Genomic DNA, 14,474 nt, shown 5'->3' on the forward strand with positions numbered 1-14,474 from the left:
TCTCTCTTCCCCTCCCGGATCACCGCCGCCGCACGCATTTCGCGTACAGGTCGAGCAGGCGGCCGTCCGGGTCGTAGGCCGTCTTCAGTTTCCGGTAGGCGTCGCCGTTGTACAGCCGCCAGAACTCGTCTTCGGAATAGAAACTGTCGGAATACAGCGATTTCCGCCCGCCGAGTCGCGTCACTTCGGCCTCGATCAGCCGATTGTGCGTATCCGGGGCCTCGCCCGGGTCGAGCGGGACCGCGGACCAGAAGCCGAAGTTGACGTACAGCGTTTCGGGGTCCATTTCGTACAGCGGCGAGTTCACGCCGCCCGGGCGCTGCTTCAGCGGGCAGATCCACACCGGGCTGATCGGGATCTCCCGGCGGAAGAAGTCCAGGAACTCCGCGGCGCGCGAAAGCGGCACTTCGATGTCCTGCACGACGGTCTCTTCCGGAGGGAGCCCGCGCAGCCTGAGGAGCTTCGCGGCGATCCCGAAGCGGCGGTCGAGTGCCACCGCCTTCCAATAGACCGACGATCGCAGCAGCCGCCTGCCCAGCAGCAGCCGGGGGAGACGGCGCTGCACGCCGAACGCCCGCGAGCACCAGAACCAGTCCGTGTCCCAGCGCCACAGGTAGTCCTTGACGCTCAGGTGGTCGACCTCACGGGAGCGGATCGACTTGTAGTAGATGTCGAGCCAGGTGTAGTCGCTGGTCGCGGGCGCCGACGAGGCGAACGTGCCCAGCGTCAAGTACTGCTCGCCCGGCCCGAAGACCGTTCCGTCCACGAAATCGGCCGTCCCGCCGCGGCAGGCCTCGCTGAGCGCCGCGAAGTACTCCTCGGTGTCTTCGTACCGGACGTGGTCGAGCCGCACGTACGGTTTGACCGGCTCCAGCTCGATCTTCAACCGCAGCGCGTAGCCGAGCGTGCCGTACGAGTTCGGGAAGCCGTGGAACAGATCGCCGTGCTCGTTGTCCGGCCGCGCGACGACGATCCGGCCGTCGCCGGTGAGCAACTCCATCTCCAGCACCGACTCGTGCACGAGCCCGTTGCGGAACGAGGACGACTCGATGCCGAGGCCGGTGACGGCGCCACCGAGCGTGATCGTCTTGAGCTGCGGCACGACCATCGGCATCAAGCCGTGCGGCAGGGTCGCGTCCACCAGCTGCTCGTAGGTGACCATGCCCTCGACGTCGGCCGTGCGCGCCAAGGGATCGACGTCGAGCACGTGCGTGAACCCCGAGACGTCCAGACCAGGCGTGCTGGTCGCCGTCCGCGCCCGGAACAGGTTCGACGTCCGCTTCGCCAGCCGGATCGTGCCGTGGAGATCCGCCAGCCGGGCCCGGAGCGTTTCGGCGCGTGCCTCGTGTTCGGCGAACCGGACCAGCCGCGCCGTCGCTCGGATCCCGCTGTCGCCGCTAGTCATTCCTGATCGCCATCAGCTCATCGTGCCCCACGAAAGGCCCTGGCGCAGCCCTTGATTCTCACCGGAGCCGCTGCACCGGGACGGCGTCCGCCATCACGGTGAAGCCCTTGTCCCCGGGGTGGAGGTGATCGCCGGAGTCGTACTCCGGTTTCATCCGCTGCGGGTCGGCGGGATCGCGGATCACGGCGTCGAAGTCGATGTAGCCGTCGAAGAGCTCGCTCGTCCGGATGAACCGGTTGACCGCCTGCCGGGTCTCCTCGAGTCGAGGCGTGTACGAACCCCAGCCCTTCCACGGGGTGATCGTCGCGCCGAGCACCCGCAGACCGCGATCGTGCGCCCGGCCGGCGATCTGTTTCAGCGCCGAGATGATCTTGTTCGGATCGGCCTGGTGCGGGGTCTGCTGGATGTCGTTGATGCCCTCGAACACGATCGCCGTCCGCGCGCCGGACTGGCTCAGCACGTCCCGGTCGAGCCGTGCCAGCGCGTTGACGCCGTAGTTGCCTCCGTCGAGCAGCAGCCGGTTCCCGCTGATCCCGGCGTTGAGCACGCCCATACGCGCGCTGATCTTGTCGGCGAGCTGATCGGGCCAGCGCAGGTTCGCGCCCCAGGTCGAGTTCGCGCCGTCGGTGATCGAGTCGCCGATCGCCACGACACTGCCCCGCAATCCCGCGCCGCGGACGTCCACTCCGGACACGTAGTGCCAGACCGCGGTCTTCTCCGGGAACGCGGCCGCCGACTCGTCGGCCGCCTTGTCGCCGTTCCGGGTGAAGTACGAGTTCTGCATGGCCAGCGGGTGATAGGTGACCGGGCCGGACGGCGTCGGCGTGTACGTCGTCACCAGGAGATCGCCGTCCCTCGGCACGCCCAGTGCCGTGCCGTCGCTCAGGATGTCGGCGCCCGGGGGCACGGTGACCTCACGGTCGCCGCCGAAGGTCAGCGTGCGCATCGTGCCGGGGACCGCCTGTGGCGTGTCCGGGCCGGCGGCGACCGCGACGGTCACCTTGCCGAACAGCACCGGCGTCCGGCCGAAGGCGTTGGACAGCCGCACGCGGACCTCGTGCCCGCCGGCGCTGGTGTGCACGATGTTGCGGATCGAGAAGTTCGGGTAGCCGTTGTCGGTCCCGGCCACTCCGGCCGCGGGCGCCGCCGCCCACGTGCCCACCCAGCCGTTCGTGGCCGTGCTTTCCCCTTGAGCCTGATTCGCCGGGGCCGCCGCGGCGACTCCGGGGACGACGCCCAGCAGCAGGATCCCGGCCACCGCGAGATGCTTCAAACGCATGCGTTCCGCCTCCACCCAGTCGGCTCCCCTCATCGTCAAGGAATCACCGACAGCCGGTCAATGCGCACGACAGGACAGGTTTCTGTCGGTGGTGCCGCCTAGGCTGAACGCCATGACCCCTGCCGCTCTCCGGAAGCTCTGCCTCGGCTTCCCCGGTGCCCGCGAGGAGTTCCCGTTCGACGAGAACTCCAGCGTGTTCAAGGTCGCGGGCAAGATGTTCGCGCTCAGCCCGCTCAAGGCGGAACCGCTGCGGATCAACCTCAAATGCGAGCCCGATGTCGCGGTCCGGTTGCGCGCCGAACATCCCGCGATCATCCCCGGGTACCACATGAACAAGCAGCACTGGAACACCGTCCGGCTGGACGGTTCGCTGACCGACGACTTCGTCCGGGAGATGATCGAGGACTCCTACGACCTCGTCGTCGCGGGCCTGCCGAAGCGGGAACAGGAGAAGCTGAAGTGGGTCGCGCTCAGCCAGGAGTGAACGCGCCCCGGTTCCTCCGGATTTCCTCGGTCCCGGCCTCCTACCGTGGGCGGAGACGGGTGCCGCCCGCCGCACGATGACGCGCCTTCCGGCACTTCCTAGGCTTGGAGCCGTGCTGGAGATCTTGCGGGACCGGTTCCGGGCACGGGTGCAGGTCAGTCTCACCCGGGCCGGCCTCTCCCTGCCGTGGTGGGGCGCGTTGTGCGCCAGCGCGGTGAGCTTCGTGTTCACGGTGGTCGCGCTGACGCAGCGGGACGCCCTGCTGCCGCCCGAGCCGATCGCGCTGGCCGGGCTGCTCGTGATCGCGCCGTCGGTGATCTGGGTGGTGACCGACTGGATCATGCCGTGGGTGCGGATGGTGGCGCTGATCGCCGCCACCGTGGTCCTGCTCATCGAGCCCGTGCTCCCGGACTTCGCGCCGTTGCTGCTCCTGGTCGCCGCGACCGAGGCGGGCAGTGTCCTGCGGACGACGTGGGGGATCGCGATCGTCACCGTCGCCGGTGAACTGGTCCTGGTCGTGGCGGGGATCTGGGGCGGGCTGATCGGCGGGCCCGTGTACATGGTCGCGATCCTGCTCGGGCTCAGCGGCGGGCTCATGGTCCGCTGGTACACCCGGGTGCTGGACGCCGAACGCGACAACCGTGACGCCTCCCGCGACAAGGCCTTGCTGGCCGAACGTCAGCGGATCGCGCGCGAGGTGCACGACGTCGTCGGCCATTCGCTCAGCATCACGCTGCTGCACCTGACCGGGGCACGGCACGCGCTGCAGCAGGACCGCGACGTCGACGAGGCGATCGAAGCGCTCACCGAGGCAGAGCAGGTGGGACGGGCCGCGATGGCCGACATCCGCCGCACGGTCGGCCTGCTCGCCGACACCCCGTCGGGCGACGCTCCGCTGCCGGGGGTCGAGGACATCGCGACGCTGGTGGAACGCACGCGGGTCGCCGGGCTGGCGGTGCGCTATACACAGGAAGGCGACCTCGGCCGGGTAGGCGCCTCGGAAGGATTGGGTCTCTACCGGATCGTGCAGGAATCACTGGTCAACGTCGTCAAGCACGCCCCCGGCGCGAACGCCGAGGTCCGGCTGAACGCCGGCCGCTCGGGAGTGAAGCTCACCGTCAGCAACACCCTCGCCGGGGCGGCCCGGGGCACGGCCGAGGACGGTTCGGGACTGGCGGGGATGGCCGTTCGCGCGGCCCAGCTCGGCGCCGACCTCAGCGCGGGACCGCAAGGCAGGCAGTGGATCGTGCAGGTCACCGTGCCGGGGGCCAAGTCATGACCGCCGCCGAGGTCCAGGTGCTGCTGGTCGACGATCAGGAGCTGGTCCGGTCCGGGCTGCGGCGCATCCTGCGGCGCCGCGACGGGTTCGTCATCGCGGGGGAATGCGGCGACGGCTCGGAAGTGCCCGCGGCGCTGGCCGCGCACGAGGTCGACGTCATCGTGATGGACCTGCGGATGAAGAACGTCGGCGGGGTTGAGGCGACCAGGCGGCTGCGGCGGTCGTCAGGCCATCCGCCGGTGCTCGCGCTGACCACGTTCGACGACGACAATCTCCTGGCCGACGCGCTGCGGGCGGGTGCCGCGGGCTACGTCCTCAAGGATTCCCCCGCCGAAGACCTGATCCGCGCCGTGCGGGCGGTCGCCGGGGGCGACGCCTGGCTCGACCCCGGGGTCACCGGCCGGGTGCTCGCCGCCTACCGGCAGGCCGCCGGGAACGGCAGCGGCGGACGGTCACCCGAACTGCTGACGCCGCGGGAACAGGACGTGCTCCGCGCGATCGGGCGCGGGCTGACCAACGCCGAGATCGCCGCGGCGCTCGTCATCTCGGAGGTGACGGTGAAGAGCCATATCGGCCGGATCTTCACCAAACTCCAGTTGCGGGACCGGGCGGCGGCGATCGTCTACGCGTTCGATCACGGGATCGTGGTGCCGGGCTGATGCGCAACGATGGGGGGATCATGTCCGACTCGCGCCTTCGGTTCGAAGTGCTCGGCCCGTTGCGGGCCTGGCACGGGGAGAAACGGCTGGACCTCGGCCCGGTCCGGCAGCAGGCGGTGCTGGCCGCGCTGCTGCTGCGCCCGGACGTGACCGTCAGCCACTACGAACTCACCGACGGGCTCTGGGAGAAGCCGCCGGAGTCGAATGTCCTGCCGGTCTACGTTCGCCGGTTGCGGCAATGCCTGGACACCTCCGGGGAAAAGCCCCGTGACTCGGTCATCGTGTCCGACCGCGGCGGCTACCGGTTCGCCAGCGGCGGGGTCCGGCTGGACGTCGCGCGGCTGGAAGAGGTCGCGGGCGTCGCGTCGGCCGCCGAGGAGGCGGGGGATCTCGTCGCCGCGGTGAACACCTTCGCCGAAGCGCTCGAACTGTTCCACGGCGAGCCGCTGACGGGGCTGCCCGGCGCGTTCGTCCAGGGCGAGCGGCGACGGCTGGAGGAGCGCAAACTGCTGTTGCTGAGCCGGAAACTGCGGGCACAGCTGAAACTCGGCCGGTTCGACGAGGTGATCGGCGAGCTGTCGGCGCTGGTGTCGGCCGATCCGCCGAGCGAGCCGCTGGCCGCGCTGCTGATGCGCGCGCTCTACGGCAGCGGACGCCAGGCGGAGGCACTGGAGGTGTTCACCGAGGTCCGCGAGCGGCTGGTGGAGCAGCTCGGCGTCGAGCCGGGCGAGGAACTGCGGCAGGTACAGGAAGCGGTGCTGCGCGGGGACGACGCGCAGCTCGGCGTCACCCAGCGCCGGGAGACGCCGCGCCGGGTCCGCAACGAACTGCCCGCCGCCAACGGCGAACTCGTCGGGCGGGACCGGGAGCTCGCGGTACTCGTCGAGGACGGTGACCCCGAGGCTGTCTCGGTCGACGCCGTCGACGGCGTTCCCGGTGCCGGGAAGACCACACTCGCCGTGCGCGCGGCGCACAAGCTCCGTGAGTCCTGTCCGGACGGCGCGCTGTTCGTGGATCTGCACGGCTACACCGAAGGCCGTGAGCCGGTGACGCCGGAGCGCGCGTTGCGGCGGTTGCTGCGCGCGGTCGGTGTCGAGGACGGCGTCATGCCGGACGATCTCGACGAACTGGCCGCGTCGTGGCGGGCGGCGACCGCGAACCTGCGGCTGCTGCTGGTGCTCGACAACGCCGAGTCCGCCGGGCAGGTACGGCCGCTGCTGCCGTCCGGGCCGGGCAGCCGGGTGCTGGTGACCAGCCGCCGTCGTCTGTCCGGTTTGGACGCCGACCGTCGCGTTTCCCTCGGCGCGCTGGGCCTCGAAGCGGCGGAACGGCTGCTCGGCCGGATCGTGGGCGCACCGAGGGCCGAGGGCGAACGGTTCGCCGTGCGCGCGCTCGCCGGGTTGTGCGGGCGGCTGCCGCTCGCGCTGAGGATCGCGGGCGCCCGGCTGCAAAACCGTCCGATGTGGACGTTCAAGGACCTGGTGGACCGGATGTCGGACGACGAGCGGCGGCTCGGCGAACTGACCGCCGAGGACCGCAGTGTCGAAGTGGCGCTGCGCCTGTCGTACGAGCAACTGCGGCCCGCCGAACAGAACGCGTTCAGCGTGCTCGGCCTGTCGCCGACGCCCGAATTCGACCGCCTTTCGGTCGCCGCCCTGCTGGCCTGCTCGCCCGCGGAAGCCGAGCGCAGGCTGGAAAGCCTCGTCGACGCGAGCCTCGTCCAGGAACCGGCGAGCGGTCGGTACCGGCTGCACGACCTGGTGGCGGTCTACGCCCGGCGGCTGGCCGGGGAGATGCCCGAGGACGTCGTCGAAGCGGCGCGGGAACGGGTGTACGGCCTGTACGTCAGCGCGGCCCGCCACGCGAGTGAATGGGGCGTCGCGCGGTTCCCGGTCGACTCCGGCCGAGGGCCGTTCACCGGGCAACGCGACGCTTCGGCTTGGCTGGACGCCGCCGGAGACCTGCCCGACGTGGTCACCCAGGCCGCGGAAGCCGGACTGGACGACCTCGCGTGCTCGATCGCCGAGGGGCTGGTCGACTATCTCGCGCGTCAGCAGCGGTACCACGAATGCCGGACGGCGCTGCAGGTCGTGCTGCCGCTGGCCGAACAGGCCGAGGACGAACGCCTGATCTCGTCGCTGCGGTTCTGCCTGGGTTACGCCTACGCCATGCAAGGGCAGCTGGACCGGGCGAGAGGCTGGTTCGACGACGCGCTGCGGGCGGGCCAGGCCTCCGGTGACCGCGGGGTGGAGGCGCGGGCGCTCGGCGGGCTCACCATGGCGGACCTGATCGAGGGCCATCACGAACGCGCGATCCCCGGGATGGAGCGGGTGATAGCCATGGCGGAGGAGGTCGGGGACAGGTGGATCGCCGAACGGGCGATGTCCGCGCTCGGCTACCTCGCCTATTTGCGGGGTGAGCACGAGGACGCGCTCGTCCACCTCGGCCGCGCCCGTGACCTGAGCGAAGAGATCGGCAGTCCCGGGATGCTGGCGAGGGTGCTGTGCCACAGCGGCACCGTCCGCCTCGAAATCGGCCGATTCGCCGAGGCCGCGCTGGACCTCCGGCGGTCTCTCGAACTCGCCGAGGAGACCACGGACGGCCTGCTGATCGCGACCGGGCTCGCCCGGCTCGGCGCCGCGGAACTGGAACTCGGGAACCTCGACGCCGCGTTCGAACTCCAGCGGCGGGCGCTCACGGCCGTCACCGAGGAGACCATCGTCGGGATGGAGTCCGAGATCCGCAACCGGCTCGGCCGCACCCATCTCGCCGCGGGCGAACCGGTCGCCGCGCGGGAGCATTTCGAATGGGTGCTCACCACCCTCGGACCCGACGGCGATCCCACGCAGCGCACCCTCGCGCTGGAAGGTCTGGACCTCACCAGACAGTCGGCACGCCGGCGTTGACGATCGTGAAGCGGTGCCCCGTCATACCCCGGCGCCAGCGCTCGAAGTAGGCGTCGGCGGCGTCGGCCAAGTGCACCCCGTCGCGGACTTCGTGGACGACGCAGGCCCAGTCGGCCCCGTCGCACAGCACCAGGTCCCGCGGCGCGCCGCGCGTTTCGAGGACGGACGCGCACAGGGCTCCGCGCTTGCTGACGCTTCCGTCTTCGAGGCGGCGACGGAGATCTTCGACGGCGTGGGCGGCGGTGTCGAACAGCGTCCACCGGTACTTGGGCGCCGGGCGGCCGTCCTCCCACGGGGTGGAGAACGCGGCCCAGCTCCAGCCCGGTCCGACGAGCCCGTCCCGTTCCCCGGGACTTGGCGCGTCGCCCTCGGGCGTCACCATGTTGTACGGGGTCCGGACGGCCGGGCTCATGCGTTCTCCTCGGGGAACTTCCGGTCCGCCGGTGCGGATCCGTGCCCGGACCGTAGGTCGGAGCCATGAAATCCCGATGAAACGCCGGCACCGCCGGAACGCGCTGGAGCGGAGTGGTCGCGAGCGGCGTTTCGAGTTCTGACCCGAATCGCCGCTCACGAGACCTGGAACGAGGTCCCACCGCGGCGTGATCCGATGGACGGCACGGGTGATCCGATGGACGACACACGTGACTGGATGGACGACACGCTCGTGGCCGGGCTTCCGACGCGAGTCGTCCGCCTGGACACACGTGTCGTCCATCCAGTCACGCGTGTCGCCCCTCCAAGCACACGAAACCGCCCGACCGTAAGTACCTCGGACCCGGTTGGCCCTGACCCGAATCGCCACTCACCACTCGCGAGGCTTGAGGGCGACGCCTCAGCTTCGCGCGGGGACGACGAGGGAGGCCATCACCTTCGGGATCAGTTCGCTGACGAACCGGCCGTCGGAGGGGAGTTCGCTGCCGTCCAGCAGGTAGTTCTGCAAGCCCTGCTCGTAGAGGGCGATCAGGACGAGGACCGCGTCGTCCGGCGAGATCGTCAGCTCCCGGCCCATCCGGTCGAGCGCGCCGACGAGGACCTTGCCGAGTTCGGCGTGGAAGTACCGGAACGCGGCGGCGATCCGGTCGCGGATCTCCGGCTGCCGCAGGCCCTGGGTGCGGAATTCCGCGCACAGCAGGTACCAGTTCTTGTCCGCGCTGAGCGCGACCATGAACAGGTCGGCGATCCGCCCGAGGGTGGGGGAGAGGTCTTCGTCCGCGCGGACGACCACCTCGCCGAGCACGCTTTCGGTGGCGTCGTGGAAGCGCTTGAGCCGGACCTCGGTCTCCTCTTGGAACAGGGCGAGGAAGAGGTCTTCCTTCGAGCTGAAGTTCGAGTAGAAGGCGCCGCGGGTGAAGCCGGCGCGCTCGCAGATCAGCTCGACCGGGGTGTCCCGGATGCCGTGTTCGGAGAAGGCCTCGTACGCCGCGTCGATCAGCCGTCGGCGGGTGTCCGCCCGGCGCCTGGTCATGGTGGCGCCCCGCTCCTCGGTCATCTCGCCATTCTTTCGTATGCGCCCGGTTCACCCGGCTGTGGGACAGGATACATCGTAAATCGGATACAGAGTGCATTACGATACGCCATGTATCCAACGAGCGCCGGGAGCCGATCGTGTCGTCATTCCTCTACCGCCTCGGCAGGCTGGCCGCCCGCGGACGCGTGCTGGTCACCGCGTTGTGGCTGGTCATGCTGTGTGTCGCGGGCGGGGCGGCGCTGCTGTTCGGCCAGGGCACCGATGACACTTTCGCGATCCCCGGTTCGGAGTCCCAGGAGGCGCTCGATCACCTCGGCCGGGTCTTCCCGCAGGTGAGCGGGACGTCGGCGCAGCTGGTCGTGCTCGTCCCCGAGGGACAGCGGGCCGATTCCGCCGCCGTGCGCGACGCGGTCGCCGCGGTGGTGCCGGAGCTGACCGGGGCGCCGCAGGTCTCGACAGTGGTGAACCCCTTCGACGCGGCCGTGCACGACGCCGTGTCCAAGGACGGCCGTGCCGCGCTGGTGACCGTGCAGCTCGACGTCGGGCTGGCCGACATCCAGCCGTCGACGAGGACCGCGCTCGCCGGGATCGCGCAGGACATGGAGAACCGGATCGGCCACGGCACCGAGGTGCTCACCGGCGGTGACGCGTTCTCGGACAAGGTGCCGAAGCTCAGTCCCACCGAGGGGATCGGGCTCGTCATCGCCCTCGTGGTGCTGCTGATGGTGTTCGGTTCGTTCATCGCGGCGGGAATGCCGTTGCTGACGGCGATCCTCGGCGTCGGCGTCTCGGTGGCACTGGTCTACGCGGCGACGTCGGTGGCGACGGTGTCCTCGACGGCGCCGATGCTCGCGGTCATGCTCGGCCTCGCCGTCGGTATCGACTACGCGCTCTTCCTGCTCTCCCGGCACCGCGACCAGCTCGCCGAAGGACTCGAAGTCGAGGAGTCCATCGCCAGGGCGACCGCGACCGCGGGATCCGCCGTCATCTTCGCCGGGCTCACCGTGGTCATCGCCCTGCTGGGCCTGTTCGTCGCCGGGATCCCGTTCCTGACCGTGATGGGTGTCGCGGCCGCGGGCGGGGTCGCCGTCGCGGTGATCGTGGCCATCACGCTGATTCCCGCGCTGCTGGCGTTCGCGGGCGAGCGGTTGCGGCCCAAGAAGCCGCGCAAGGCCCGGAAGGCCAAGCGCCCCAAGACACGTTTCAGCCTGCGCTGGGTCCGGCTCGCCACCAAGTCGCCCTGGGTGACGATCGCGCTGATCGTCGGCGTGCTCACGGTGGCGTCGATCCCCGCGCTGGATCTCCGGCTCGCCTTGCCGGACAACGGAACCGACGAGGACGGCACCCCGGCGCGCGTCGCGTACGACGTCGTCTCCGAGCATTTCGGACCCGGGTTCAACGGCCCGCTGGTCGTCACCGCGGACATCCTGTCGACCACCGACCCGGTCGGGATCACCGACGGCATCGCCGACGACATCCGCAAGGTTCCCGGCGTCGCGGTCGTCCCGCTCGCCACCCCGAACCCCAAGGGCGACACCGCGATCATCCAGGTCGTGCCCACGACCGGCGCCTACGACGAGGCGACCGACGAACTCGTCGAGCGGCTGCGGTCGATGGAAGGACAGTTCAAGGACCGCTACGGCGTGCAGACCGCGGTCACCGGGTTCACCGCCGTCGGCATCGACGTGTCCGCGCAACTCGGCGACGCGCTGCTGCCGTTCGGCATCCTGGTCGTCGGGCTTTCCCTGGTGCTGCTGGCGATGGTGTTCCGCTCGGTGCTGGTGCCGCTCAAGGCGACCTTCGGCTATCTGCTTTCGATCGGCGCCGCGTTCGGGGCCACGTCGTTCGTGTTCGGCCAGGGCCATCTGGCCGACGCGCTGGGCGTCACCCGCACCGGCAGCGTGATCAGCTTCCTGCCGATCATCCTGATGGGCGTCCTTTTCGGACTCGCGATGGACTACGAGGTGTTCCTCGTGTCCAGGATCCGGGAGGACTACGTCCATCACGGCGACGCGCACCAGGCGATCGAGACCGGCTTCGTGTCCGCGTCGAGAGTCGTGACCGCGGCGGCGGTGATCATGCTGGGCGTGTTCGCCGCGTTCGTCCCCGACGGCAGCGCGACGATCAAACCGATCGCGTTCAGCCTCGCCGTCGGCGTGTTCGTGGACGCCTTCCTGGTGCGGATGACCCTCGTCCCGGCGATCCTCGCGCTGCTGGGACCGCGTGCCTGGGGTCTGCCGCCGTGGCTGGACCGTAAACTGCCGGTGTTCGACGCCGAGGGCGACGGTCTCGTCCACGAACTCCGGCTCGCCGACTGGCCCGCGCCCGGCTCCTCCGAGGTGATCAGCGCCGCCGGTCTCCGCGTGGACGACGACCGCGGCCGCACCGTCTTCCGCGACGTCGAACTGCACCTCGGCCCGGGGGAGATCCTCGCCGTGCACGGCTCCGGCCCGGCGGGCAAGAGCGCTCTGCTGTACGCGCTCGCCGGTCGTGTCCCGCACGTCCGCGGTGATCTGAAGGTCCTCGGCCGGATGCTGCCGCAGCACGCGCACGCGGTCCGCCGGAACGCCGCCTTCGTCGCCTGCAAGGAAACCGACGATCCCGCCGAAGAAGTCCGCCGCGCGATCGAGGACGGCGTCGGACTCGTCTTCCTCGACGATCTGGACACCGTCGTCGCCACCGCTCAGCGCGCCGGGTTGAGAGAGGCGTTCGCGAGCAGGGCCGCGACGTTCGCCGTGTCCTGCCAGAGCCTCGCCATCGTGCGGGATCTGCTGCCCACCACCGCCGTCGCGGGCCTCGCCCTGTCGCCCGCTCCCGTCCCCGCCGAGGTCCGCTGATGTCCCGCTTCTTCACCGGCTCCGCCCGTGCGACCGCCTTCGGTCCGCTGACCTGGAAGACCTGGCTCGGGATCGTGCTCGTCCCGGTGATCGTCGCGCTCGGGCTGGCGTGGGCGTTCTGGTCGCCCGGCGACAACCACGGCGCGGCCAAGGCGGCCGTGGTCAACACCGACGAGCCGGTCACGGTGAACGGCCAGCTGATCCCGCTCGGCCGGGAACTGGCCGGAAACCTCGTGCACGGCGAGGATTCCGCGTACACCTGGGTGCTCACCGACGCCGACGACGCCAAGGACGGCCTCTCCGACGGGACGTATTCGGCGGTCGTGACCATCCCGCCGAACTTCTCCGCGCAGGCCACGTCGACCTCGGGGAAGCCGCTCGACGCGAAGCAGGCGATCATGCGCGTCGAGACGTCGCAGCGCACCGGTCTCGTCGATCCGGTGGCCAGCCGGGAAGTCGCGGACGCGACGCTCACCGCGCTCAACCGGCAGATCGTCGAGACCTATGTGGACAATCTGTACCTCGGGTTCTCCTCGATCCACCAGCAGCTGGTGACCGCGGCGGACGGCAGCGACCAGCTCGTCGTCGGGCTGCGGGGATTGTCCGACGGGACAGGGAAACTCGCGTCCGGTGCGGGGGAACTCGCCGGTGGGGCGGGAAAACTCAGCGGTGCGGCCGGGCAACTGGCGGACGGGGCTCGCAAGCTCGCGAACGGGACCGGGCAGCTCGCGGCCGGATCCGGTCAGTTGTCGGCGGGCCTGACCCAGGCCGAGAAGGACACCGCCCAGCTGCCCCGGCTGACCCGGGAACTGGCCGACGGGGCGCAGCAGGTCGCGAACGGCAACAAACAGCTGGCCGACAAGATCTCGCCGTTGGCGGACAAGGTCGTCCGGATCATCGACGCGCTGCCCACGGCGGGTGATTCGGCGCGCAAGTTCGCCGAGCTCGCGCAGAGGTGTACTGGCGACACCAAGTTCTGCGCCGATCTGAAAGCCGCTTCGGAGAAGTTCACCGCCGACGCCGAGATCCTCGACGGCAAACGCGCCGAAATCCGCGACGCCGTCGTGCAGACGAAGAAGGCCGTGCAAGACCTTTCGGCGGGCTCGCAGAAGGTCGCCGACGGGAACAAGCAGCTCGCGGACAAGTCGAAGGAACTGGCGGGCGGCATCGGCTTGGCGGCCGACGGCGCGCGGAAGCTCAACGCCGGTGTCAAGGAAGCCGATTCCGGCGCGCGTCAGCTCGCCGATGGCTCGGGCCGGCTCGCGGGTGGCGCGACGACGCTGTCCACCGGCGCGGGTGATCTCGCCACCGGTGCCCGCGCCGCGGCCGATGGCAGCCAGCGCGCCGAATCGGGTGCCTCGGAGCTGGCCAAGGGCCTGAACGACGGCCGGGGCAAGGTGCCCGACTACACCCAGACCGAACGCGACCACCTCAAACAGGTCGCCGCCACGCCCGTGATCGCCGACACGGCGGGCTCGGGCACGTTCGGCGAAGGCGCGGTGGCGCTGATCCTCGTGCTGGCACTGTGGGTGTGCGCGCTGGCGACGTACCAGGTGATCCAGGCGGTGCCACCGAGCGTGCTCACCACCCGCGAACCGAGCTGGCGGATCATCCTTGCCGCGGCGGTCCCGGGCGCGACGCTCGCGGTCCTGACCGCCCTGATCCTGACCGGGGTGTTCTGGGCGTTCCTCGGCCTGAGCTTCGGCAAGGCCCTGACCCTGTTGGTGGTACTCGTGCTGGCGGCCGGGACGTTCACCGTGGTCAACCAAGCGCTGGTGGCGATCTTCAAACGTCCCGGCCGCTTCGCCGCTCTCGCGATCCTCGTCCTCACTGTCGGCGCTTCGCTGGTCTCGACGGTGCCCGGGTTTTTCGGGACCGTGCTGGGGATCCTGCCGACGAACGGCGCCCTGGTCGCCTTGCGGTCGCTGCTGACGGGCACCGACGGGTTGACGTCGGGGATCGTGCAACTGGTGGTGTGGCTGGGAATCGGGACCCTCGCCATGATCCTGGTGACGGACCGGCGGCGATCCCTGCCGGGACGGGGACTGCGGCTGGCTTGAGTGGCGTCTCGGTCGAGTGGGTCGTGGGGGGGGGGTTGGGGGGTTTTATCCAGCAGGCGCACCGACCCCGCCCGCCCGCCCGCCCCCGGGGGCGGCA

At 70.3% G+C, this 14,474-nt stretch carries 10 protein-coding genes; 6 read left to right on the top strand and 4 right to left on the bottom strand.

Annotation, left to right across the window (positions count from 1 at the left end):
- Positions 1–19: 19 nt before the first annotated feature.
- Together AB0N89_RS29875 and AB0N89_RS29880 are read right to left on the bottom strand one after the other, a co-directional pair.
- Positions 20–1,405, bottom strand: coding sequence for an FAD-binding oxidoreductase (locus AB0N89_RS29875; RefSeq protein WP_364211135.1), 1,386 nt, complete (start codon positions 1,403–1,405; stop codon positions 20–22).
- A gap of 58 nt (positions 1,406–1,463) precedes the next feature.
- Positions 1,464–2,684, bottom strand: coding sequence for an SGNH/GDSL hydrolase family protein (locus tag AB0N89_RS29880; RefSeq protein ID WP_364211138.1), 1,221 nt, complete (start codon positions 2,682–2,684; stop codon positions 1,464–1,466).
- Positions 2,685–2,796: 112 nt separating this feature from the next.
- On the opposite strand from AB0N89_RS29880, the gene AB0N89_RS29885 reads away from it, so the two are divergent.
- The 4 genes from AB0N89_RS29885 to AB0N89_RS29900 all read left to right on the top strand — a co-directional run bounded on the left by AB0N89_RS29885 (position 2,797) and on the right by AB0N89_RS29900 (position 8,012).
- Positions 2,797–3,168: an MmcQ/YjbR family DNA-binding protein gene (locus AB0N89_RS29885; RefSeq protein ID WP_364211141.1), complete on the top strand. Its 372-nt coding sequence runs from the start codon at positions 2,797–2,799 to the stop codon at positions 3,166–3,168.
- A 112-nt stretch (positions 3,169–3,280) separates the two neighbouring features.
- Positions 3,281–4,447: a histidine kinase gene (locus AB0N89_RS29890; protein ID WP_364211144.1), complete on the top strand. Its 1,167-nt coding sequence runs from the start codon at positions 3,281–3,283 to the stop codon at positions 4,445–4,447.
- Complete coding sequence (locus AB0N89_RS29895) at positions 4,444–5,106, top strand: response regulator transcription factor (protein WP_364211147.1); 663 nt, start codon at positions 4,444–4,446, stop codon at positions 5,104–5,106. The genes AB0N89_RS29890 and AB0N89_RS29895 overlap by 4 nt, the downstream gene beginning before the upstream one ends.
- A gap of 20 nt (positions 5,107–5,126) precedes the next feature.
- On the top strand, positions 5,127–8,012 hold the full coding sequence (locus AB0N89_RS29900) for a BTAD domain-containing putative transcriptional regulator (protein WP_364211150.1): 2,886 nt from the start codon (positions 5,127–5,129) through the stop codon (positions 8,010–8,012).
- On the opposite strand, the gene AB0N89_RS29905 is transcribed toward AB0N89_RS29900, so the two are convergent.
- Positions 7,984–8,424, bottom strand: coding sequence for a hypothetical protein (locus AB0N89_RS29905; RefSeq protein WP_364211153.1), 441 nt, complete (start codon positions 8,422–8,424; stop codon positions 7,984–7,986). The two genes, AB0N89_RS29900 and AB0N89_RS29905, sit on opposite strands and share 29 nt — an antisense overlap.
- Positions 8,425–8,844: 420 nt before the next feature.
- On the bottom strand, positions 8,845–9,501 hold the full coding sequence (locus tag AB0N89_RS29910) for a helix-turn-helix domain-containing protein (RefSeq protein ID WP_364211156.1): 657 nt from the start codon (positions 9,499–9,501) through the stop codon (positions 8,845–8,847).
- Between the two features lie 116 nt (positions 9,502–9,617).
- Here AB0N89_RS29910 and AB0N89_RS29915 point away from each other — a divergent pair, with 116 nt between their 5' ends.
- Both AB0N89_RS29915 and AB0N89_RS29920 read left to right on the top strand, forming a co-directional pair.
- Positions 9,618–12,317, top strand: coding sequence for an MMPL family transporter (locus tag AB0N89_RS29915; RefSeq protein ID WP_364211159.1), 2,700 nt, complete (start codon positions 9,618–9,620; stop codon positions 12,315–12,317).
- On the top strand, positions 12,317–14,377 hold the full coding sequence (locus AB0N89_RS29920) for a YhgE/Pip domain-containing protein (protein ID WP_364211162.1): 2,061 nt from the start codon (positions 12,317–12,319) through the stop codon (positions 14,375–14,377). The genes AB0N89_RS29915 and AB0N89_RS29920 overlap by 1 nt, the downstream gene beginning before the upstream one ends.
- Positions 14,378–14,474: the final 97 nt, after the last annotated feature.

The organism is Amycolatopsis sp. NPDC089917, assembly GCF_040684635.1.
Classification (GTDB): Bacteria; Actinomycetota; Actinomycetes; order Mycobacteriales; family Pseudonocardiaceae; genus Amycolatopsis.